The sequence below is a fragment of the Bacillus sp. RO2 genome, from assembly GCF_012911845.1.
Classification (GTDB): Bacteria; Bacillota; Bacilli; order Bacillales; family Bacillaceae_I; genus Sutcliffiella_A.
The window spans coordinates 1-23,216 of record NZ_JAAXCU010000031.1 but is presented as its reverse complement, the minus strand read 5'-3'; the positions used below and the strand labels follow the sequence as shown (position 1 = coordinate 23,216).

Sequence of the window (23,216 nt, the reverse complement as noted above, 5' to 3'; positions counted from 1 at the left end):
CTTCGAAAGCTGAGGCTAATTCATTGATAGAGTTAATTATGGATATGAAGGCGACAGAAAAAAGAGTCGCGATAAAAGAGGATGGTAAAATTTTCGAGTTGCTGATAGACCGGCCGACAACTCATCCGATAGAAGGGAATATTTATGTTGGTCGCGTTGTGAATGTCCTGCCAGGCATGCAAGCCGCTTTTGTTGATTTTGGACAAAAGAAGCCGGGATATCTTCACCGCGACCATTTGTGTTCCTATCAAACCTCCACACTTTCTAAAGCGGAAAAGGAACAGAAAGGGATTTCTCATTTTGTCCACCAAGGGGAAGCAATACTTGTACAGGTGGTAAAGGAGGGCGAGGGAACGAAAGGGGCAAAATTGACTGGGCTTCTAGAGTTTCCAGGTACACATATCGTGTATCAGCCTTATGGAAAATACAAAGCAATCTCCAAGAGAATGTCGGATGTTAAAAGGCAGGAATGGCGGAAGCTTCTGCAAGAATGGCTGACTTCGGATGAAGGGGTTATTTTACGAACGGCAAGTGAGCATGTTGAGGCAGATTTGGTAGAAGCAGAACTGCTAGAGTTGCAGCGACAGTTCCTTGAGGTGCAGGAGAAACAGAGTGCATCAGTAAAGGTGCCCTCTCTTGTCCATGAAGAGGATCATTTTTTATCAAAAATCATTCGGGAGATTCCACCTGCTGAGGTAAAACTTGTGGAGGTAGATCATGCGGGGACTTCGCAGTTTTTTAAAAAGAAGGGTTATCCTGTCCGATTTTATCAAGGCAAGGAAGGCATTTTTAAAAGAAGAGGCATGGAGCAGGAGCTCGAGAAAGCGTTGAAACGGATTGTTTGGCTGCCAAGCGGCGGGTATATCATTATCGAACATACTGAAGCGATGACGGTCATTGATGTGAACACAGGTAAATACATAGGGAAAACGGGGCTGCAAGAGACCGTGTTGAAAACTAACCTCGAGGCTGCTGTGGAAATTGCGAGACAGCTTCGGCTAAGGCAGATCGGTGGCATCATTATTGTTGATTTCATTGATATGGCAAGTGATTTGGAGCGACATCAGGTGTTAAGTCAAGTGAAGGCGGGGGTTCAGAAAGACCGCTCACATGTGAGAGTGATTGGATTTACGGAATTAAATCTGCTACAGTTGACACGTAAAAAAGTTCGTGAACCATTGACGAAGATGCTGTTGCAGCCTTGTTCGCCTTGTGACGGGAAAGGGGTTGTGTTCTCTGTAGATACCGTTACCTACCAGCTGGAACGGGAACTGTTGGAGTTTAAAGGGAGCGATGTGGAAGCATTGGTCGTGGAAGCAAGTCCGGAAGTGGTGGACAAGCTGATGGGTTTGCCTGATATAATGGAGCGTAGTGGTCTCCAGATTTATTTTATAGAAAAAGACGGGGTACCACGTTTTGATATACGTTTTGCCGGATCTGTTGAGGATGCGAAAGAAAGGGTAAAAACGCTGTGAAACCTTATTGACATAAGGGTTTGGAATATGCTAAGATGTTCTTTGTTAGTTTGTAGCACCCGTGCTACAACCGCACAGTCCAGGTTCCATGAAATATGGGCGTGAATTCGTTACATATACCTGACACTGGCGAGTCTGAGTCTATTGAGGAGGTGCAAGAGAATGTACGCAATTATTGAAACAGGTGGTAAGCAAATCAAGGTTGAAGCAGGTCAAACGATCTACATCGAAAAACTTGATGGTGCTGCTGGAGATGTAGTAACTTTCGACAAAGTTCTTTTCGTTGGTGGCGACAATGTTAAAGTTGGTAGCCCACTAGTAGCGGGAGCAACTGTAACGGCTAAAGTTGAGAAACAAGGTCGTGCGAAGAAGATTACTGTATTCAAGTACAAAGCGAAGAAAAACTACCGTAAAAAACAAGGTCATCGTCAACCTTACACAAAAGTTACTGTTGATGCAATCAACCTGTAATTTAAAGGTGATCGGATGATTAAAGTTACAATTAAGCGAGACGATCACAAACTGATCCAATCGTTTACCATAACTGGACATGCTAACTTTGCCAAAAAGGGTGCAGACATTGTGTGTGCTGGTGTTTCTGCTGTATCTTTCGGTGCAGTGAACGCGGTCATGTCACTATGTCAGGTTACTCCTGATATTGAGCAAGGGGCAGATGGATTTTTAAAGTGCTCGGTTCCATCCGGTTTGGATGAGGCGACACATGACAAAGTACAACTGTTGCTAGAAGGTATGGTTGTGTCTTTAGAGACGATTGAACGTGACTATGGAAATTATATAACCATTTCTAAGTAGGAGGTGGAATACATGTTAAGATTAGATCTTCAGTTCTTTGCTTCCAAAAAGGGAGTAGGTAGTACTAAAAACGGTCGTGACTCTATCTCTAAGCGTCTTGGCGCTAAGCGTGCAGACGGTCAACTAGTATCTGGTGGTTCTATTTTATACCGTCAACGCGGTACTAAAATTTACCCAGGAGCAAACGTTGGACGTGGTGGAGACGATACATTGTTCGCGAAGGTTGACGGAATCGTTCGTTACGAGCGTCTAGGCCGTGACCGCAAACAAGTTAGCGTATATCCTGTTGCTCAAGAAGCATAATTCCAAAGGAACTCTAGCCTATGTTTAGGTTAGAGTTTTTTTAATGCGCCGGATAAACGGCCAAGCGGTAGATAGCACGTGTTAGATAGAAGGTAACTTTATATTATTCGACGTCGTTAACGAAAATCCTTTGGGGGTCTGACCCCCTTTTCTTCTTTTTTTGTGCTATAATCGACATAGTTAAGTAGGATTTGGAATTAAAGTTTGGACTAGGGGTACGGTATTATGAGAAATAGAGGGACGTTGGATGTGTTGCGTCATTCGAGGCATGATTGGCTGAATCGGATTCAGCTGATTAAGGCGAATTTGTCGCTTGGGCGTTTGGAGCGAGTGAATAATTTGATAGAGGAGATTGTGCTTGAGGCCAATCACGAATCCAACTTGACGAATTTACAAGCCCCTGCATTTGCCGAATATCTGATTACATTCCATTGGGAACCTAGATTATTTTCGTTGGAATATGAAATTATCGGAGAGCCTGTAAATCTGTCAAAAGCGGATGAGTTATTATACAAATGGATTTCTTCTTTGTTTACCGACCTAGAAAATGCGGTAAACAAAAAAGCAGATAACCATTTGTTTTTAAGTTTGCATATAGAAGAGGCGGAAATTCGTTTCTTTTTTGATATAAATGGAATACTAGAAGATACAGACTTTTTAACGGCATGGCTGCAAAGACAGCCGGAGAGTTTCTCAGTGGTTGAACAAGAGATAACCCTTGAGCAAAGTACCATCCAAGTGTCTTACAAGTTTTAAAAAATGAACGCAAAAGGTTTTTTATTTACCTTTTGACATATCGGAGTGAATAATCAATGTTTGTCGATCAGGTCAAGATTTATGTTAAAGGTGGCGACGGTGGGAACGGAATGGTTGCCTTTCGTCGAGAAAAATATGTACCGGATGGTGGACCAGCCGGCGGTGATGGCGGTAAAGGAGCGGACGTCATTCTTCAAGTAGAAGAAGGCTTGCGCACACTGATGGATTTCCGTTACAAACGTCACTTTAAAGCAAACCGTGGAGAACACGGAATGTCCAAAAACCAGCATGGAAGAAATTCTGAAGCCATGATTGTAAAGGTTCCACCGGGAACTGTCGTTATGGATGATGATACAAAAGAAACATTGGCTGACTTAACAGAACACGGCCAGCAATATGTAGTAGCAAAAGGTGGCCGTGGAGGTCGCGGGAATACACGTTTTGCGACACCAAGAAACCCTGCTCCAGAAGTTGCTGAAAACGGGGAACCAGGTCAAGAGCGCTATGTTGTTCTTGAGTTGAAAGTGCTTGCAGATGTAGGACTTGTAGGATTCCCAAGTGTAGGGAAATCCACACTTCTTTCCGTTGTTTCTGCAGCAAAACCGAAAATTGCCGAATACCATTTTACTACTATTGTACCTAACCTTGGTGTAGTAGAAACCGAAGATGGCCGCAGCTTTGTTATGGCCGATCTTCCTGGATTGATTCAAGGTGCACATGAAGGTGTGGGGCTTGGACATCAATTCCTTCGTCACATCGAGCGTACAAGGGTCATCATCCATGTCGTGGATATGGGTGGATTAGAAGGCCGTGATCCTTATGAAGATTACAAAACAATCAATGAAGAGTTAAAAGAATACAACCTGCGTCTGACAGAGCGTGCGCAAATTGTTGTAGCTAACAAGATGGACATGCCGGATGCGGAAGAAAACCTTGAGACATTCAAGCAGCAAGTAGGCGAAGATGTAAAAGTCTTCCCTATCTCTGCGCTAACTCGCAGTGGTCTTCGTGATCTTTTATATGCAGTCGCGGATGAGCTCGAACATGCACCAGAATATCCATTATATGAAGAGGAAGCAATTGAGCAACGCGTCGTTTACAAGCACGAGGAAGAAGAGCTACCATTCATGATTACTCGTGATCCAGACGGTGCCTTTGTACTTTCAGGTGAAAAACTTGAAAAACTGTTTGTAATGACCAACTTCAACCATGAAGAGTCCATCAAACGTTTTGCCCGCCAGCTTCGTGGTATGGGTGTCGATGAAGCATTGCGTGCACGCGGTGCAAAAGACGGCGACATCGTTCGTCTACAGAAATACGAATTCGAATTTGTTGAATAGATTAGCCAGAGGGGATAATTCATTTTATCCTCTCTTCTTTACATATGCATAATATTTGCAGTGATTACCTCCTGTTGACTGTAGCACAAGGTGTGAGATTCCGACGGGAGGTAGCGGTAGACTTAAGACATCGCAGGCTTGCCGAGGAGACTCAAGCACCGACCCGCGGAAAGCGAACACCTGGAGCGAAAGTCAACAGGAAGATAACGAGATACTTAATAATGCCTTAAAAAAAGGAGAGATATCCGATGTTAGAGGAGAAGTTCTTTTTAGTGCGGGAAGACGTATTGCCAGAAGCGATGAAAAAGTCGATTGAAGTAAAAGAAATGCTCGCACGCGGAAAAGTGGATTCCATTGCAGAAGCGGTTCAAAAAGTGGACCTTAGCCGCAGTGCCTTTTACAAATATCGTGACACCGTTTTTCCATTTCACACCATGGTTAAAGAAAAAATCATGACCTTGTTTTTTCACCTGGAAGATCAGACAGGTGCGTTATCGCAACTTCTAGCAACGGTAGCAACAGTCGGCTGTAACGTGTTGACGATTCACCAGACCATCCCGCTGCAAGGAAAGGCAAATGTGACGCTTTCACTTGATATGTCTGGTTTAAAAGGTGATATCAACGCTTTACTTTCGATGCTGAAGCGATTAGAATTTGTAGATAAAGTAGAGATCTTAGGGACAGGCGCTTAACTTTAGGTCTACCCTTTGGAAGCATAGTGGAGATAGGGGAGTAGAGAGCATGACGAAAATTGGATTTTTAGGACCGAAAGCAACATTTACTGATATGGCGGTTACAAAATTTTTTCCAGAGTCTGGTAAAAAAGCATTTTCCACGATACCTGAGTGCATGGATGCGGTGTTAGATGGGAAGGTTGACATGGCGGTCGTTCCACTAGAGAACGCTATTGAAGGATCTGTAAATGTGACGCTGGATTACCTTATTCACGACTGTCCTTTGCCGATTGTAGGCGAACTGACCATTCCAATTAGTCAGCATTTATTAGTTCATCCTGATCATATAAAAAATGGCGGAGAGTTGGAAGTAATCTATTCCCACTCCCACGCAATTGCCCAGTGCCATAAATTCTTACATAAAAACTTTCCGAATGCAGTGTATGAAACCACTTCTTCCACTGCAGCTGCCGCAAAATTGATTTCTGACCACAGACTATCCAAACAGGCAGCCTGCATTGCCAACTCGCTTGCTGCAAAAGAATATAACTTAAGTGTGTTGCAAGAAAATATTCATGACTATGACAACAATCATACCAAATTTATTATCCTGCACCGTGATGAAACTGTAATGCTACAAAATGAAGAGTACAGCAATGTAGGGGAGAAGACTACCCTCATGGTGTCGCTCCCAACTGACCAATCGGGCGCACTTCACCAAGTGTTATCCGTATTTGCATGGAGAAAGCTGAACCTATCAAAAATAGAGTCCCGCCCAATGAAAACGGGTTTGGGTAACTATTTTTTCATTATTGATATTAATGAGGAAGTGGCTCATCCGTTGATTCCGCCAGCGATTGAGGAGCTGGAGGCACTTGGTTGTTCGGTGAAATTGTTGGGGAGATATAATAGTTATTTGTTGAAATAGTGTTGTATTGTTGGAAAAATCCGTCTAGGGGTGCTGAAGTAAGGGGCATCTTTGGGCGGTTTTTTTGTTGTTGATGGGGGCGGGGATTCTATACGACCGAAGGGAGATGGAAGCAAGAGGAAAAGTCAAATAGAACGGTTCTATACGCCCGAAGCGAGGTGGAAGCAGGAGGAAAAGTCAAATAGAAAGGTTCTATACGCCCGAAGCGAGGTGGAAGTAAGAGGAAAAGTCAAATAGAACGGTTCTATACGCCCGAAGACGGGAGAAAGTAGGGTAAAAAGTCAAATAGAAGCGTTCTATACGACCGAAGCGGGATAAAGAGCAGGTAAAAGGTCTAACAGAAACTTGTCTCTCCGCCCGAAACCACCGCGATTTTGGCAAAACGGTAGCAGAGAAGCCTTGTCTCCGCCCGAAACCGCCGCACCCTTCGCAAAAAGGTAGCAGAGAAGCCCTGTCTCCGCCCGAAACCGCCGCACCCCCCTTCGCAAAACGGTAGCAGAGAAGCCTTCTCTCCGCCCGAAACCGCCGCACCCTTCGCAAAACGGTAGCAGAGAAGCCTTCTCTCCGCCCGAAACCGGCGCACCCTTCGCAAAAAGGTAGCAGAGAAGCCTTGTCTCCGCCCGAAACCGCCGCACCCTTCGCAAAACGGTAGCAGAGAAGCCTTGTCTCCGCCCGAAACCGCCGCACCCTTCGCAAAACGGTAGCAGAGAAGCTAAGCCCTCCGCAAAACCACCCCGCCTTCAGCAATACAGTACGAGAAAGTCTCCAGCTCTCCTCAAGTCAGCTTCATAGCCACCACTCCCTACTCCACAACCATCCCAGCTTCCTTTAAAGCCGCACACGCTGCATCCAGCTTCTCCTCGGAATCGGCCTCTATCGTATGCAAATGCGTTCCATCCGTCAACTGAGATAAATAAGAAGCGTTCGTTTGCTTTATTTTCCGAATAAAAGCATCCACTTCTGCGCGGCTAGACACCATGACAGATGCGTTCAAATCGCCATAGACAGGATGCTCGATTCTCACGTCTTTGACTGTTACGCCGTGGTCGACGAGGATGTATAGTTCTTCTTTTGTCCGGTGGGGTTCGTGGAAGGACACGATAATTCGTTCTTTTTTTACCTGTTCACCGAAAGGTTTCATGTAGACGTAGCCTTGGCTGGTTGCAAGGATCGGTTCGTTTTTTGCTTTTAAGAGGGAGATGTCCTGGACGATGACTTGTCGGCTTACATTGGTTCGTCCTGCTAACTCTCCGCCGGTAAGAGGCTTGTCTTCTGTTTGCAGCCAGTGCAAAAGGAGGTTTCGTCGTTCTTCCCCAAGTACTTTCTTTTCTTGTGTCATAAGTTTAGTCGCTCCTTTTCATCTGTTCTTCTATAATTTCCTTAAGTGCCCCGACAGTAAGCTCAAGGTCTCTGATAGTGGTTTGTTTTCCAAATGAGAGGCGAATGAATTCCCGTGCCTCATCTGGTGTTTTCCCGGTGGCAATCATTGTTCTTGAAGGGGATTGAGACCCCATTTGACAGGCACTTCCTGTAGAGATGGCAATGCCTCTTCGGTTGCATTCAAGCATGACGTGCTGTCCTTCAATACCTGGTATTCTCAAGCCGAGGATATGAGGAAGGCCTTGTACGCGTTCTCCTTCGACTACAATGGGAAGCCAAGATTGTTGAATCAATCTGAGAAAGTGGATTCGCATCGTTTCATACTTTTCTTTTATATCCTGCATAGATGCTTCCATTTGTTGGGCAGCAGTTAGGAATGAAGCGATACCTGGGACGTCTACCGTGCCGGGGCGCATTCCTTTTTCATGACTAGCGCCTTCGTAAATGGATTTCCAAGTTGCTTTTGGATTGATATATAAAGCTCCGACGCCTTTTGGTCCATAAATTTTATGGGATGATATGGAGATGCTTGTAAGGTGGAGCTTTTCCACGTCTATAGGTATTTTACCAAATGTCTGGACACAATCGCTATGAAAGTGGATGTTTTTCCCCTTAAGGAGTTCCCCGATCGCTTCAAGAGGCTGCAAGATTCCCGTTTCGGAATTAGCATGATGGATGGACACAAGGCAAGTATCCTCGCGTAATGCTTCTCTTAATTGGGAAAGAGCAATAATTCCATTGGAGTCCACAGGCAGCCACGTTACTTCATAGCCCTCTTTTTCCAAAGTCTTGAAAAGTGAATGAATGGAAGCATGTTCTGTCTCGGTGGTGATAATATGCTTTCCTTTTTTCTCACAGCCTTTTAACAAGGTGCGTATAGCAAGAAGATTCGCCTCACTGCCGCCGCTTGTAAAATAAATACCTTCTTTTTGCCCCGAAATTATCCGTGCAAGCTCACCGCGGCAGGTTTCCAATAAATCCACTGCGGTGGTGCCTGTGTCGTGTAAACTGCTGCTGTTTCCGTAATAATTTCGTGCCACATGCTGGTAGGCCTCCAAGGCTTCGTTGCTCATTGGGGTAGTAGCTGCGTAGTCGAGATAGATCATGTTTGAATACTCCCTCCCCTTAGATGACTGCTACATTTAGTAATATCTAGCAATCTTTCGGTCTTTGAAAAAATCTCTTGTCATTAGTATAGAAATGTGTAAATATAGGTGTCAAGACACTTATATACACAGGAGGTTTTTTTGTGTCTAGTTTACAGCGAGATGTGATTGTAGTCGGTAGTGGACTATCCGCTTTGTTGACTGCAAATTATTTAAGTGAACATATGAATGTGATTATCTTCACAAAGTCGAGTAAAAACGATAATAATTCTTTTCTTGCACAAGGAGGAGTTGCTTGTGCTATCGAACATACAGATTCTTGGCAATTGCATTACGAAGACACGCTTGCTGCCGGCTGTTATCACAATGAGGAAGATGCGGTGGAATTACTGACAAAATGTGGGCCAGGTGAGTTGCAGGCATTAATCCAGAATGGGATGCAGTTTGATCGTGACGTTCTTGGTGAATTTTCCCTTGGTATGGAAGGTGCTCATTCAAAAAGAAGAATCCTTCATGCAGGAGGAGATCAAACCGGCAAAGAATTGATGGAATGGCTCCATTCCAAGCTGTCTAAAAAAGTTTTAATGGTAGAACATGAAACCGTTATCAAGTTACATGTCCAAAATAACCAATGCTGTGGAGTTCAAACCCTCAATTCTAATGGAGAACGGACAAATTACTTTGCCGGAAAAGTGATTTTGGCAACAGGTGGAGCGGGTTCCCTGTATCCTTATACTTCAAATAATGAGAGCATTACCGGCATGGCGCTGTCTCTCGCTTATCAAGCGGGAGCGACATTGACAGATTTGGAATTCATGCAGTTTCACCCTACGATGCTGTCTGTTGACGGAAAAGCGGTCGGACTTGTTTCAGAAGCAGTTCGAGGGGAAGGAGCATTTCTCCAGAGTGGAAAAGGCCATCGGTTCATGGAACATGTACATCCAATGAAAGACTTGGCACCAAGAGATGTTGTCTCCCGTGCCATTTTTCAAGAGTTGGACAACGGTGAAAAGGTATACCTGAATATCTCCAACGTGGAGCAATTCCAGACAAGGTTTCCTGCCATCACTAAGCTATGCACAAAGCATGGTATCGACTTAAAGTCTAATCTTATTCCTGTGGTACCGGGGGCTCATTTCTATATGGGCGGCATTCATACAACCGTTCATGGAGAAACAACGCTTCGGGGCTTGTACGCTGTTGGAGAAGCTGCCTGTAATGGGGTGCATGGAGCAAATCGGTTGGCGAGTAACTCTTTGCTTGAGACCATCGTTTTTTCAAAGACGCTTGCTGATCATCTTTTAGCAGAAAAAGTAATAAGCCATCATTTGCTTTGGCACCAAACATCTACTGACAAAATAGATATGGATTTGCTTCAGCAAAGGGCAGTGCCACTTCCACCAAAAGAAGAAATTCAACACATGATGATGAAGCACGCTGGAATTGTCCGGCATGAGGAAGGGTTACTGGAGTTAAAGGAATGGCTGGAACTTTTCCAACCATACTGCAAGGCGTTGAATCAACTAACAGATATATTACAAATAAAAGAAATAGAGGCCATCCACATGCTTCAGTTATGCTTTCTGATAACAGAAGCGGCCCTGCAAAGAAAGGAAAGTCGTGGAGCCCATTTTCGTTCTGATTTTCCAGTAGCTAAAGAATCTTGGAGACAGGTACGAATTTTGCATGTTCAACAGGGAGAGAGCGTATTGGGAAAGGAGAAAGTGATAGATGAATATAATCATGCTGCAAGAGATGCTGCGTCATTTTTATAAAGAGGATATAGGGGAAAAAGATTTAACTTCTGAGGCACTTTTTGCTGAAAACGAAATAGGATCAGGAACGTTTATTGCAAAAGAAAACGGTATTTTCGTAGGAGAACAGATTGTTATGGAAGCAATGCGTTTACTTGACCCGGCAGTCCAGGTAACTCTTTTCAAACAAGATGGAGACAAACTGGAAAAAGGGGAAGTGATTGCAAAAGCGGAAGGGAAAATGAGGGCTTTACTTGGTGCAGAAAGAGTGACGCTGAATTTGATGCAGCGAATGAGTGGGATTGCGACGCTGACTGCAAATGCCGTTTCAAGACTTGATAGCAGCCATACGAAGGTCTGTGATACAAGAAAAACGACTCCGGGCTTAAGAATGTTGGAAAAATACGCTGTTACTTGCGGTGGAGGAAACAACCATCGTTTTGGATTGTATGATGGTGTGATGATTAAAGATAATCATATCGAGTTTGCCGGAAGCATCACAAACGCGGTTCAACGTGTGCGCGAAAAAGTCGGACATATGGTCAAAATTGAGGTAGAAACAGAATCGTTGGCACAGGTTCAGGAAGCTGTTGGGGCTGGTGCAGACGTCATTATGTTTGATAACCGCACTCCGGAAGAAATAAAAGATTATATCGAGCATGTGCCAAAGCATATTACAACAGAGGCATCAGGAGGTATTAATTTAACCAACCTCGCATCCTACCGGGACACGGGTGTGGATTATATTTCCTTAGGACTGCTGACCCATTCAGCAAAATCATTAGATATTAGTTTCAATGTTGGGGCGAAAGGGGTTTACTAATGAACATACTAGATTTAGTGAAAAAAGATAACGGGCTGTTGCCTGCCAAATATCGTGAAATGACAACTGAGGAAATGAGAACAAGAGTTAAGGAAATAAAAGAGAAGCTTGGAGCGGATCTTTTTATTCCTGGACATCACTATCAGAAAGATGAAGTCATTGAATTTGCTGATGCGACAGGGGATTCCTTGCAACTTGCACAAGCTGCAGCAGACACAACGGCCACCTTTATCGTTTTTTGCGGCGTGCATTTCATGGCAGAGACTGCAGACATTTTGACAAATGAAAATCAAGTAGTGGTATTGCCGGATATGAGGGCAGGCTGTTCGATGGCGGATATGGCTGATATTCATCAAACGGAGCGGGCGTGGGAAAAGCTTGAAAAGGTTTTTGGCGACACAATGCTGCCATTGACGTATGTGAACTCCACTGCAGCCATTAAAGCCTTTTGCGGAAAAAGGGGTGGGGCTACCGTTACTTCCTCCAATGCTCACAAAATGGTGAAATGGGCATTCACACAAAAAGAAAGAATCTTATTCTTGCCAGACCAACATCTTGGTAGAAATACTGCTTATGATTTAGGGATTCATTTAGAGGAAATGGCAGTTTGGAATCCGATAACGGATGAACTGGAATACGATGGTGACCCTTCAAATGTAAAAGTAATCCTTTGGAAAGGGCATTGTTCGGTTCATGAAAAATTCACTTTAGGCAATATTGAACAGTTGAGAAGAGATAAACCTGAAATGAAGATTCTCGTACATCCAGAGTGTACTTGGGAAGTGGTCCAAAAAAGTGACCTCGCAGGAAGTACGAAATATATCATTGAAACAATAGAAAAAGCGGAAGCAGGCAGCCAATGGGCAATCGGAACAGAGATGAACTTGGTAAACAGAATCATTCAACAGCACCCAGACAAGGAAATTGTTTCACTAAATCCAAACATGTGTCCATGTCTCACCATGAACCGCATCGACCTTCCCCACTTACTATGGGCACTTGAATCCATCGAAAGCGGACAAATCATCAACAGGATCCAAGTTGAACAAGATGTAGCACAACAATCCATCTCAGCACTAAACAAAATGCTCGAACACGCCTAAAAAAGTACTGTTAGGGTTGAATTTTAAAAGAATGCAGTTTCTAGCTGTTGATTGAAGCAAATGGCGAAGACTCCTGAGGGAGATAGCGCTAGGTGGAGACCCCGCAGGCGTAGCCGAGGAGGCTCCAGCAGCGCCCCTAAGAAAGCGAAGCCATTTGCGGAAATCAACAGCGGTGTTTAAGCGAATAATAAAAATGGGCACCGTCGGAAAAAATTTATTTTTCCCTGCGGTGTCCATGTTTTTTATCATAAACTCCCTTTTTGACGCATAAGTTGATGTGAAGAATAGTGGCAAAATGCCTACACAACTCATAGACTGTAAAGACTTTGCTAAGGAGGGAAAATCCTTGAAAATCCATATTGTCCAAAAAGGGGATACATTGTGGAAGATTGCCCAGAAATACAATGTGAACTTCGAAGAACTAAAGAAATCGAATTCACAACTAAGCAATCCTGACATGATTATGCCTGGAATGAAAATAAAAGTGCCGATGGCAGGGGTACCTGTCAAGAAAGAAAGCCAAGTGATGGGTGTGAAGAAAGAAGCGCCAAAGCAAGTAATGGGAGTACAGGCGCCTAAAGCGCAACATCCTTATAAGGAGATGCCGAAAAAGCCTGCAGTAAAAGAGCAACCAGTAAAAGAAGCTCAGAAAACACCATACACTCCGAAAATGCCGCAATTGAAGCCGTATTTTCCCGAAGTGGATGTAAATAATTATTTGACGGTTAATGTTCCGCACAAGCAGCCTAATGAAAAAATGCCTAAGATGCCGAACATCAAAATGCCAAACGCGAAAATGCCGAACATAAAAATGCCAAATGTGAACATGCCTGTAAACATACCAAAGCCTAAAGAAGAGAGTCCTGAAAGTCCTGAACAGGTTATGGGAGTGCAACAACCAGCTATGGAAGAATGCTATCCAGTATCACCAGTATTGCCTGGAAGCGGGTTATGTCCTCCATGTCCACCACACCATCATCACCATCACGGATGGGGACCAGGATGGGGTGGACCAGGAATGGGAATGCCGGGGATGATGCCTGGAATGCAAGGAATGGGAATGCCAGGGATGATGCCTGGAATGCAAGGAATGGGAATGCCGGGGATGATGCCTGGAATGCAAGGAATGGGAATGCCAGGGATGATGCCAGGGATGCAAGGAATGGGAATGCCAGGAATGATGCCTGGAATGCAAGGAATGGATGGATCACAAGTAATGGGAGTGCAACAAGGGGAAGAATCTCCTGATGTTGATTACGGGCAAATGCAACAACAAATGATGCAGCAAATGCAACAGATGCAACAGATGGGCCAAATGCCGAATATGAGCAATGAAGAGATGGAAAGTGCCGTAATGGGTGTTCAAGATCAAATGGCTCAAAATGGAATGCCAGGAATGGGCATGCCGGGAATGATGCCAGGAATGGGCATGCCACAAATGATGCCACAAGGAATGCCTATGGGACCAATGGGAGGGTATCCGTGCTATCCGATGGGGCCAGTATCCCCAGGTTCAGGATTCGGACCAATGGATGGTAATCAGCAACAGGTCGCAGGAGCAAGCTCCGGTGGAGATTGTGGCTGTGGAGCACCTCAAGGTTATCGAAATGATGTTCCTTATGGTTATGCACCTTATGGCTATCCTGTTGCTCCGGGCTATTATAATCCTCAAGGTTATGGGTACGGAGTTTCAAATGAAGAGCGAAATGAAGGATCAGATTTTGAAGGTCCAGAAATTGATGATGAAAACTGATCAACCGATCTTTAGAGACGATTTCAATCGAAATCGTCTTTTCTTTCGTCTCTCCCTGGAAACAAAGCTTGCGATACATTCCTACAGTAAAATAAAAAATAATCTCTATAAAATACAAGCAGAAAATGGTTTATATATTTTAAAGGGCTATTCTGAACCTGGCAATTTGGAATCCATCATACAGGTTAGCCAACTTCTACATAAGAACGGTTTCCATGAAGGGCTTATGTACGAAAAATTTAATGATGGTCAATTCCTCCTTTTAGAGCAAGGATTAGTATGGGTGTTGTTAAAATATATCGTTCCTAAGCGAAAGTTCAGCTTCTCTAAAACAGAGGATAGAACTACTGGACTGAATACCCTGCAAAATTTTCATCATCACAGTAAAACAATCATACCCTTTTTGCCATTTGAGTTGCCAAAAGAAAACATGATTGTCAAATGGCAAAACCGGCTTAAAATTTTTGAAAGTCATGTCCCATTTTTATCAAAGTGGTTTAACCCTCATGTAATCGGTGAAATTGTATACTATAGTCATTTTGCACTGAATGGGCTGATGAAAGAATATGTGCAAACAGAGGAAGTGATTCTTCACGGTGATGTGGCGAGTCATAATTTTATTAGAGCTGCAGATAATAAGGTGTATTTAATTGATTATGATTTACTTTCAGTTGGAAGTGCTGAGTGGGATTATATCCAATATGCAAGCCAAGCAGCTTTGCCAACCTTTCCTACTTTATTTCTACTTGGGAATTGCGCAAACAATTTTTGACGAATTACAACAATCTGATACAATAATTTATATTGCTAATTGGAGGGAAGAATACGTAATGGAAGAAAAAATTTCCAAGTTGGTACAATGGATACAAGAAAAAGTAAAAGATGCAGGACTGAATGGAGCAATTGTCGGGGTAAGTGGTGGAATCGATTCCGCTGTTGTAGCTCATCTAATCAAAAGGGCATTTCCTGAAGATTCTCTAGGTGTCATTATGCCTTGTAAAAGTGACCCCAAAGATCAAGAATATGCGCTAGAAGTTATCGAGAGTTGTGGGATTTCCCATACGACTATCGACCTTTCTGAGACACACACTGTTCTTTTCTCTGCGATGGAAAAACAGCTAAAGGAAAAAGGCGAATGGAACGAGGAAACATCCAGACTTGGTGATGCAAATACGCGTGCGCGTCTTCGTATGACGACCCTTTATGCAGTGGCCAACAATTATGGTTATTTGGTAGTTGGTACAGATAATGCGGCAGAATGGCATACTGGCTATTTTACTAAATACGGAGACGGTGGAGTAGACTTAGTTCCACTTGTGAATTTAACCAAAGGTGAAGTTCGTGAAATGGCGAAAGTACTAGGAGTACCGGACAGCATCATCAGTAAGCCGCCAAGTGCAGGATTGTGGGAAGGCCAGACGGATGAAAATGAGATGGGTACAACTTACAACATGATCGACAGCTATCTTAAGGGCGAGGAAATTCCTGAAAAAGATAAGCAAATCATTGATAGAATGCATAAACGTACAGAGCATAAGCGTCAACTGGCATTCGGACCTCCAAAATTTTAAAAGCTTGGAGAGAACTAACAAAATAAAACACCCCTTAACTTGTCACCCTAATGGAGAGTACATCTTTTGTACTCAACTGACTCGTTAGGGGGTTTTTACATTGAGGAAGTCACTATTCACTGTAACCTCTGCGGCACTTTTAGTTGGCGGTCTGGCGGGATGCGGCCAAAAGGAAAGTGCAACAGACAATAGGTATTATGAGGAAACAAGACCTATTGGGTATTATACAAGCGAAAACAATCCTTATGTAAACAATGACCGTACACGTCGCGAACCGGAAGAAAGGGGAAATGCCCGTCTTCTGGAGGATAATGATGGTCCTTTGAATGAAATTTTGGACCGATCTGTGATCTACGACGAAAACAGAGTAAGACGTAACAAAGAAAATGGAGTCAGAAATGCAACAAACCGTAACTATGATGGCGGGGATTTGAATATTGGATATGATACGCCACATTACAGTCGTACAGATCAGAACTATCACGGACATCTTAACGGGATCGAGAATGTAGGGAATCCTTCATATTACAATAATTATGATGGCAACCTTGCAAATCGGATTGTTAAACGTGCTTCTAAGGTAGATGGAGTCGATGATGCCCGTGTTTTAATCAATGGGGATGAAGTGCTTGTTGCGGTAAATCCGGAAAATGGAGCAGATGATACACGTCAACTAAAACGCGAAGTTCGTGAAGCAGTTAAACCGCTTTTGAAAAATAAAGACGTACGCGTTGCCGTTGATGCAAGTGTGTACAGTACAGTCAGAAGTGTGGATAATGATTTGCGTAATGGAGAATGGCATTTGCAAGATTTGGACGAAACAATGCGGGGAATTTATCGCACCATGACAAGATAACTTTTTAGGAACAGCCTCTAATGATAGGGGCTGTTTTTTTTGTGTAGAAATTTTCCCCTTACTCATGGTTAATATTCCTAAATATGGTCAAACTAAAAAAGGATAAGACCAATAAATTGTTGGGATAGAAATTAAACTAATGAGAATGTGAGGGGGCAATGTAACAATGAAACCCATCATACTTAAAAAGTGGATCCTACTGGTAGTTGTCTTCGTTGCCGCATCTGGATTGCTTTATACGTTTGCCACTTATGAAGGTGCAGCAGATGAGAATGAATATGTGGATGAAGAAGTACTGGAGGATGCGTTTGAAGTAAACGGTCCATTGACATTGAAGGTTGTGTTGGAACGAATCTATCTTGATGGCGAGGTCAGTGAGGAAATTCTGGATGAGACCGTTTGGGCAATGGAAGACTTCTGGGCGCAATACGAGGATTGGCAGGTTATCGACCTGGATGGAGAACAAGTGGTGTTTCAACAATACATTGATGATATATCACCTTTATTGAAATCTAATGGATACTTTGGAATCTCCGATGATGGAATTTTAACTATATATGAAGGAAAGCCAACAGAGGCATCCAAGATTATACAATCCTTTTTCCAGATTGATGTAGGAAAATTGGAAAGCCACCAGCACGAGCAATTAAAAGGTGGAATTAAAGTGGGAACCAAAGATGATTATGTGCAAGTATTGGAGACCTTCAAGCCTTATACGACCAAAAAACAATAAACAGACCGGCATCTTGCTGGTCTGTTTTTCGCATTGGTCCGAATCAAGGTTAATTTACCTTAACAATTGCACTAAAATATGCTATCTTTTTCTTTTGAGCCGATAGTTTCTTCTATTCATGGTAAAATGGAGAGTAGAAGCTGAACGAAAAAGGAGAGTATTTTTACGTTGATCGATTTTATTAGAGGTTTTGTCGAATACGTGTCACCGGAATATGTTGTGGTGGAAGTGATGGGAGTCGGATATCAGGTGAATGCGCCAAACCCTTTCATCTATCAAGTGGACCGCGACAAAGAAGTGACCATTTATACATATCAACATGTCAGGGAAGATATTTTGGCCCTATATGGTTTTAAAACGAGAGAAGATAAAAATCTGTTTATGAAGCTTTTAAACGTTACAGGCATCGGTCCAAAAGGGGCACTTGCCATTTTAGCATCTGGACAGCCGGCACAGGTGGTACATGCCATAGAAAATGAAGATGAAAAATTCCTTGTTAAATTCCCGGGTGTGGGAAAAAAGACAGCAAGACAAATAATATTAGATCTAAAAGGCAAGCTCAACGACCTTGTACCAAGTGCTTTTCCAGATCTTTTTCAGCCTGACGTAGAAGTAAATGTCACGACAACTTCCAGTTCTGCATTGGATGAAGCATTAGAGGCATTGAAAGTATTAGGTTATGGTGACCGGGAAATCAAAAAAATTGTCCCTGCATTGAAAAAAGAAGACCTATCAACAGATCAATATGTAAAAAGAGCATTACAGCTCCTCTTGAAATAATATGGGACTTTAACCACTGACTTAGGAAAGGGGGAACCAACTGATGGATGATCGCATGGTTTCACAGGATGCAACCTTGGAGGAGCATTCTTTAGAATATAGTTTAAGGCCCCAAACCTTGCAGCAATATATTGGACAAGATAAAGTGAAGGAAAACCTGGAAGTGTTTATACAAGCCGCAAAAATGCGCCAGGAAACCTTGGATCATGTCCTGCTTTACGGACCTCCCGGACTTGGGAAAACGACGCTTGCAGCCATCATAGCGAACGAGATGGGAGTGCAACTTCGCACAACAGCAGGACCTGCCATTGAGCGTCCAGGCGACCTTGCAGCAATCTTGTCTGCATTAGAACCAGGAGATGTCCTTTTTATAGATGAAATTCACCGTCTTCATCGTTCTATTGAAGAAGTTCTTTATCCTGCGATGGAGGATTACTGTCTGGATATCGTGATAGGGAAGGGACCAACCTCAAAATCTGTCCGTCTTGATCTTCCTCCTTTCACGCTTGTTGGTGCTACTACAAGAGTGGGCTTACTAACAGCGCCTCTTAGAGACCGTTTTGGCGTACTGAGCAGGTTGGAGTATTATAACGAAGAGCAGTTAACGGAAATCTGCCTGCGCACTGCACAGATCCTGGAGATTGGATTAGAGCAGGACGCAGCTATCGAGATAAGCAGAAGAGCAAGGGGAACTCCGCGTATTGCTAATCGGCTATTGCGAAGGGTGAGGGATTTTGCCCAAGTATTAGGAAAAGATACAATTAGTGCATCTCTAGCAAAAGAAGCGTTAGATCGCTTGCAGGTAGATAAACTTGGATTAGATCATATCGACCATAAGCTACTGATGGGCATCATTGAAAAGTTCCGTGGTGGTCCTGTTGGGGTGGATACAATCGCAGCAACCATTGGAGAAGAATCCCATACCATTGAAGATGTGTATGAGCCATACCTCTTGCAAATTGGGTTTCTCCAACGCACTCCACGTGGCCGGATCGTGACAGATTTAGTGTACCGTCATTTCAATATGGAGGTGCCAAAAGAATAATGGAACTGCCTAAAATGCTGATGGTAATTGGAGCAGTACTTTTAATCGTAGGATTTCTCTGGCAAGTCGTTGGAAAAATCCCAGGAGACATCGTCGTGAAAAAAGGCAATGTAACCTTCTTCTTCCCAATCGTAACCTCCATCATCATCAGCATCGTGCTCAGTTTAATATTTTATTTCATCGGCCGTTTTAGATAAAAAATATTCTACCTGTAGACTGGAGTGCAAGGTGTGAGACTCAAGCGGGGGCGTAACGGTAGATTGAGACCACGCAGGCGAAGGAAGCCACTGAAAAACTGAATATTCATGTACTAAGTGATTTCTAGCTGTGGATTGGAGCAAAAGGCGAAGACTCCTGAGGGAGATAGCGGTAGCTTGAGACCCCGCAGCAAAGCGAGGAGGCTCAAGCACCGCCCCTAGGAAAGCGAAGCCATTTGCGGAAATCCACAGCGGTGTTTGAACAACACCTTAATTTTAAATACTTTTTCAGTGGTTTCCAACTCAGCGAGGAAGCTCAAGCACCGCCCTCCGGATAAGCGAATACCTGGAACGAAAAGATACAGGAGTTAAAGTACACTCTATGATATAAGAAAGCAAACAAGAAAAGGTGACACTATGAAGATAGATTTATTTGATTTCCACTTACCAGAAGAACTGATCGCACAAACTCCACTAGAACAAAGAGAAGCATCACGCCTAATGGTACTGAACAAACAAACCGGAGAACTAACACACGAACCCACTTTCCGCTCCATCTTGGACTACGTAAATGAAGGCGATTGCCTTGTCCTAAATGATACAAGAGTATTACCTGCACGTCTTTTTGGCGTGAAAGGTGAAACAGGGGCAAAAATTGAAGTACTACTATTAAAACAAATTGAAGGTGACACTTGGGAAACCCTCATAAAGCCTGCTAAACGTGTAAAAGAAGGCACTGTGGTCTCCTTCGGTGATGGTCGTTTAACTGCCATTTGCACCGGCGAAAGCGAACATGGTGGTAGAAAACTTGATTTCCGATATGAAGGCATCTTTTACGAAGTATTAGATAGCTTAGGAGAAATGCCGCTACCTCCATATATCAAAGAACAACTAGAAGACCGCGACCGTTATCAGACTGTCTTTGCAAGGGAAACTGGTTCAGCTGCAGCTCCGACAGCAGGTCTCCATTTTACAGAAGAACTGTTAGATGCTTTGAAGGATAAAGGAGTACACACTGCTTTCATTACCCTTCATGTAGGGCTTGGAACATTCCGGCCAGTTAGCGTGGATTCCGTAGAAGAGCATGATATGCATGCAGAGTTTTATCAGATGTCAGAAGGCACTGCAAGACTTTTAAACGAGGTTCGCAGCAATGGTGGAAGAATCATTACAGTCGGCACCACTTCGACACGAACACTTGAAACGATTGCACGAGATCATGGAGAGTTTAAAGAGGCAAACGGATGGACAAACATATTCATATACCCGGGTTATAAGTTTGCTGCCATTGACGGCATGATAACAAACTTCCACCTACCAAAATCCACTTTAATCATGCTTGTCAGCGCTCTTGCCGGTCGCGAACACGTTATGCACGCATATGAAGAAGCAGTTAAACAAAGATATCGATTCTTCAGCTTTGGCGATGCAATGCTGATTTTATAATGGAACTCTCTTGAAGAGGAGCAGAAAGAATGAACATTTTAATTCTTGATCCACAAGAGATTCCCGGGAATTTTCTTTCAGGCTTTAAGCGGTATCAGGAAACGAAGGTTGTTTATGTGGTCGATAACAATCAACTGCTGAAAAAAGAGGATGCGTTTGTAGATGATTGGAACGAGCAACAGAAACGGAACATTGCATCCCATCTTAGAAAAACCGCCGAAAAAGGTGGAGCAGTAATCTGTGTGAAAGAAGACGGGAAGGTACTAGGCTTTTCTGTCATTGAACCAGACCAATTTGGAACGGAATCAACCTATCTGGAACTTTCCTTTATCCATGTTTCAGCAGACTATAGAGGACAAAAGATAGGAGAAAAGCTTTTCCGAAAAACGATGGAAAAAGCAAGAGAGATGGGGGCGAACAAACTTTATATTGGAGCTCATCCAGCTGTCGAAACGCAACATTTTTACAAAAAAATGGGCTGTTTGCCTGCTCAAGAAATTCACCAGCCTATTTATGATCGAGAGCCCAGGGATGTGCAACTGGAAGTGACACTTTAGTTTGACCTGTGACATCAAAAGCTTTATATACTACCCTGCGAAAGCGAACAACCGGAGCGGAACTCTACAGGAGTTAGCCAAATCAATGAAATGCTTTATAGAAATCCTAAGGAGAATACAATGACAGCAATCAGATATGAACTAATCAAAACATGTAAACAGACAGGCGCACGCCTTGGCATCGTCCACACACCACACGGAAGCTTTGAAACACCAGTATTCATGCCAGTAGGAACCCTTGCCACAGTAAAAACAATGTCTCCTGAAGACGTCAAAGCAATGGGTGCCGGAATCATCTTGAGCAACACCTATCACCTATGGCTTCGTCCAGGTAATGAAATCGTCAAAGAAGCGGGCGGGCTCCACAAATTCATGAACTGGGATCGCGCCATTCTTACTGACTCCGGCGGCTTTCAGGTATTCAGTCTGAGTGACCTACGTAAGATTGAAGAAGAAGGGGTACACTTCCGCAACCATATGAACGGAGACAAGCTTTTCCTATCACCAGAGAAAGCGATGCACATTCAAAATGACCTTGGATCTGATATCATGATGGCATTTGACGAATGTCCGCCGTATCCTGCCACACATGAATACATGAAAAAATCTGTAGAACGTACATCTCGCTGGGCGGAACGCTGTTTAGAAGCACACCAGCGTCCACATGACCAAGGACTGTTCGGTATCGTTCAAGGTGGGGAATATGAAGATTTGCGTAAGTTAAGCGCACAAGACCTCGTATCCATGGATTTCCCTGGGTATGCAGTTGGAGGTTTATCTGTAGGAGAGCCGAAAGATGTCATGAATCGCACGCTTGAATTCACGACGCCGTGGTTGCCAACAGACAAACCGCGTTACCTCATGGGTGTTGGATCTCCAGACTCCCTAATTGATGGAGCGATTCGCGGAATTGATATGTTTGACTGCGTATTGCCGACTAGAATTGCTCGAAATGGGACATTAATGACTAGTGAAGGACGCTTGGTTGTTAAAAATGCAAAGTTTGCACGTGACTTTGGACCACTTGATCCTGAGTGCGACTGCTACACTTGCACAAATTATTCCAGAGCTTACATCCGTCACCTAATCAAATGTGACGAAACTTTGGGAATTAGGCTTACAACTTACCATAACCTTTATTTTCTGGTAAAATTAATGGAGGATGTCAGACAAGCGATCCGCGAAGATCGTCTGGGGGACTTCAAAGAAGAGTTTTTTGAGAAATATGGATTCAATAAACCGAATGCTAAGAACTTTTAAAATCTCTTCCCATACATGACTGATGAGAAAGGAGGCGTTACAACATGGATGGAATGTTAGGTGCTGTTTTACCTCTGGTACTTATGTTTGCTATTTTCTACTTCTTGTTAATTCGCCCACAACAAAAGCGTCAAAAGCAAGTTCGTGAAATGCAGACTAGCCTGCAAAAAGGGGACAAAGTTGTTACAATCGGTGGATTACACGGTATCGTGGATGCATTGGATGAGGACAAGATTGTCATCAAAGCAGGAGACGGATCTCGTCTTACATACGACCGCCAAGCGGTTAGAGATGTAGTTCAAGACTAATGAATAAAGAGCATGTTCCCTGTTGGGTTCATGCTCTTTTTTAATGAATAAGAAAGTATAAAAATTCAGTTGATTTCCGTTCCAGGCGCTTCGCTTGCCTGCGGGCGGTCCGTGAGCCTCCTCGGCTTGCTGTACTGACCCCTTAAAACTGGACACATATTTTCTAAGCAGCTTGCTCAAATCTAGCTCGATAAGCTACTGGACTTTTACGTTTTAATCTTGATTTTATTCTCAGGTGGTTGTAGTAAAGGATGT

General features: G+C 43.5%; 25 protein-coding genes and 1 other annotated feature. Of the genes, 23 read left to right on the top strand and 2 right to left on the bottom strand.

Translation table 11 applies throughout. The features are described 5' to 3' along the window. Positions 1-23 precede the first annotated feature (23 nt). The 8 genes from HF078_RS06690 (at position 24) to pheA (ending at position 6,289) form a co-directional block, all read left to right on the top strand. A complete protein-coding gene (locus tag HF078_RS06690; RefSeq protein WP_169290425.1) occupies positions 24-1,475 on the top strand; it encodes an Rne/Rng family ribonuclease in 1,452 nt (483 codons plus the stop codon). 58 nt (positions 1,476-1,533) lie between these two features. Then, positions 1,534-1,622 (top strand) — a sequence feature (ribosomal protein L21 leader region). Between the two features lie 15 nt (positions 1,623-1,637). Then, complete coding sequence (gene rplU / locus HF078_RS06685; protein WP_060664909.1) at positions 1,638-1,946, top strand: 50S ribosomal protein L21; 309 nt, start codon at positions 1,638-1,640, stop codon at positions 1,944-1,946. A gap of 15 nt (positions 1,947-1,961) precedes the next feature. Beyond that, on the top strand, positions 1,962-2,288 hold the full coding sequence (locus HF078_RS06680) for a ribosomal-processing cysteine protease Prp (RefSeq protein ID WP_169290424.1): 327 nt from the start codon (positions 1,962-1,964) through the stop codon (positions 2,286-2,288). Between the two features lie 12 nt (positions 2,289-2,300). Beyond that, a complete protein-coding gene (gene rpmA / locus HF078_RS06675) occupies positions 2,301-2,591 on the top strand; it encodes a 50S ribosomal protein L27 (RefSeq protein WP_168863583.1) in 291 nt (96 codons plus the stop codon). Between the two features lie 225 nt (positions 2,592-2,816). Then, positions 2,817-3,347 (top strand): Spo0B C-terminal domain-containing protein, encoded by a 531-nt coding sequence (locus HF078_RS06670; RefSeq protein ID WP_169290423.1) that lies wholly within the window; start codon positions 2,817-2,819, stop codon positions 3,345-3,347. A 56-nt stretch (positions 3,348-3,403) separates the two neighbouring features. Continuing rightward, complete coding sequence (obgE, locus tag HF078_RS06665) at positions 3,404-4,687, top strand: GTPase ObgE (protein ID WP_169290422.1); 1,284 nt, start codon at positions 3,404-3,406, stop codon at positions 4,685-4,687. Between the two features lie 248 nt (positions 4,688-4,935). Then, complete coding sequence (locus tag HF078_RS06660) at positions 4,936-5,379, top strand: ACT domain-containing protein (protein ID WP_010195933.1); 444 nt, start codon at positions 4,936-4,938, stop codon at positions 5,377-5,379. A 49-nt stretch (positions 5,380-5,428) separates the two neighbouring features. Further along, the gene (gene pheA, locus HF078_RS06655) at positions 5,429-6,289 is read left to right on the top strand and encodes a prephenate dehydratase (protein ID WP_169290421.1); all 861 of its coding nucleotides are present in this window, start codon (positions 5,429-5,431) and stop codon (positions 6,287-6,289) included. 802 nt (positions 6,290-7,091) lie between these two features. On the opposite strand, the gene HF078_RS06650 is transcribed toward pheA, so the two are convergent. Next, positions 7,092-7,628 (bottom strand): transcription repressor NadR, encoded by a 537-nt coding sequence (locus tag HF078_RS06650; RefSeq protein ID WP_010195937.1) that lies wholly within the window; start codon positions 7,626-7,628, stop codon positions 7,092-7,094. A 4-nt stretch (positions 7,629-7,632) separates the two neighbouring features. Further along, a complete protein-coding gene (locus HF078_RS06645) occupies positions 7,633-8,775 on the bottom strand; it encodes an IscS subfamily cysteine desulfurase (protein ID WP_169290420.1) in 1,143 nt (380 codons plus the stop codon). 143 nt (positions 8,776-8,918) lie between these two features. On the opposite strand from HF078_RS06645, the gene nadB reads away from it, so the two are divergent. From nadB to yajC, 15 genes are all read left to right on the top strand, one after another. Further along, complete coding sequence (gene nadB / locus HF078_RS06640) at positions 8,919-10,550, top strand: L-aspartate oxidase (protein ID WP_169290419.1); 1,632 nt, start codon at positions 8,919-8,921, stop codon at positions 10,548-10,550. After that, entirely contained in the window at positions 10,507-11,352 is an 846-nt protein-coding gene (nadC, locus tag HF078_RS06635) for a carboxylating nicotinate-nucleotide diphosphorylase (RefSeq protein WP_169290418.1), read from the top strand. Before nadB ends, nadC begins: the two co-directional genes overlap by 44 nt. After that, on the top strand, positions 11,352-12,455 hold the full coding sequence (nadA, locus tag HF078_RS06630) for a quinolinate synthase NadA (RefSeq protein ID WP_169290417.1): 1,104 nt from the start codon (positions 11,352-11,354) through the stop codon (positions 12,453-12,455). Before nadC ends, nadA begins: the two co-directional genes overlap by 1 nt. Positions 12,456-12,801: 346 nt before the next feature. Further along, a complete protein-coding gene (gene safA / locus HF078_RS20785; RefSeq protein WP_240951687.1) occupies positions 12,802-14,208 on the top strand; it encodes a SafA/ExsA family spore coat assembly protein in 1,407 nt (468 codons plus the stop codon). After that, positions 14,150-14,980: a hypothetical protein gene (locus HF078_RS06620; RefSeq protein WP_169290416.1), complete on the top strand. Its 831-nt coding sequence runs from the start codon at positions 14,150-14,152 to the stop codon at positions 14,978-14,980. The genes safA and HF078_RS06620 overlap by 59 nt, the downstream gene beginning before the upstream one ends. A gap of 58 nt (positions 14,981-15,038) precedes the next feature. Then, the gene (gene nadE / locus HF078_RS06615) at positions 15,039-15,779 is read left to right on the top strand and encodes an NAD(+) synthase (RefSeq protein ID WP_169290415.1); all 741 of its coding nucleotides are present in this window, start codon (positions 15,039-15,041) and stop codon (positions 15,777-15,779) included. A gap of 100 nt (positions 15,780-15,879) precedes the next feature. Further along, a complete protein-coding gene (locus tag HF078_RS06610) occupies positions 15,880-16,635 on the top strand; it encodes a YhcN/YlaJ family sporulation lipoprotein (protein ID WP_169290414.1) in 756 nt (251 codons plus the stop codon). 166 nt (positions 16,636-16,801) lie between these two features. Then, entirely contained in the window at positions 16,802-17,368 is a 567-nt protein-coding gene (locus tag HF078_RS06605) for an intercompartmental signaling factor BofC (RefSeq protein WP_169290413.1), read from the top strand. 168 nt (positions 17,369-17,536) lie between these two features. Then, positions 17,537-18,148: a Holliday junction branch migration protein RuvA gene (gene ruvA / locus HF078_RS06600; RefSeq protein WP_169290412.1), complete on the top strand. Its 612-nt coding sequence runs from the start codon at positions 17,537-17,539 to the stop codon at positions 18,146-18,148. A 43-nt stretch (positions 18,149-18,191) separates the two neighbouring features. Continuing rightward, a complete protein-coding gene (gene ruvB / locus HF078_RS06595; RefSeq protein ID WP_169290411.1) occupies positions 18,192-19,193 on the top strand; it encodes a Holliday junction branch migration DNA helicase RuvB in 1,002 nt (333 codons plus the stop codon). Then, positions 19,190-19,390: a DUF2905 family protein gene (locus HF078_RS06590; protein WP_168862821.1), complete on the top strand. Its 201-nt coding sequence runs from the start codon at positions 19,190-19,192 to the stop codon at positions 19,388-19,390. Before ruvB ends, HF078_RS06590 begins: the two co-directional genes overlap by 4 nt. A gap of 417 nt (positions 19,391-19,807) precedes the next feature. Then, a complete protein-coding gene (gene queA / locus HF078_RS06585; RefSeq protein ID WP_169290410.1) occupies positions 19,808-20,836 on the top strand; it encodes a tRNA preQ1(34) S-adenosylmethionine ribosyltransferase-isomerase QueA in 1,029 nt (342 codons plus the stop codon). 29 nt (positions 20,837-20,865) lie between these two features. Further along, on the top strand, positions 20,866-21,393 hold the full coding sequence (locus HF078_RS06580) for a GNAT family N-acetyltransferase (RefSeq protein ID WP_169290409.1): 528 nt from the start codon (positions 20,866-20,868) through the stop codon (positions 21,391-21,393). 120 nt (positions 21,394-21,513) lie between these two features. Further along, positions 21,514-22,653: a tRNA guanosine(34) transglycosylase Tgt gene (tgt, locus tag HF078_RS06575; RefSeq protein ID WP_169290408.1), complete on the top strand. Its 1,140-nt coding sequence runs from the start codon at positions 21,514-21,516 to the stop codon at positions 22,651-22,653. 44 nt (positions 22,654-22,697) lie between these two features. After that, complete coding sequence (gene yajC / locus HF078_RS06570; protein WP_169290407.1) at positions 22,698-22,961, top strand: preprotein translocase subunit YajC; 264 nt, start codon at positions 22,698-22,700, stop codon at positions 22,959-22,961. Positions 22,962-23,216 lie beyond the last annotated feature (255 nt).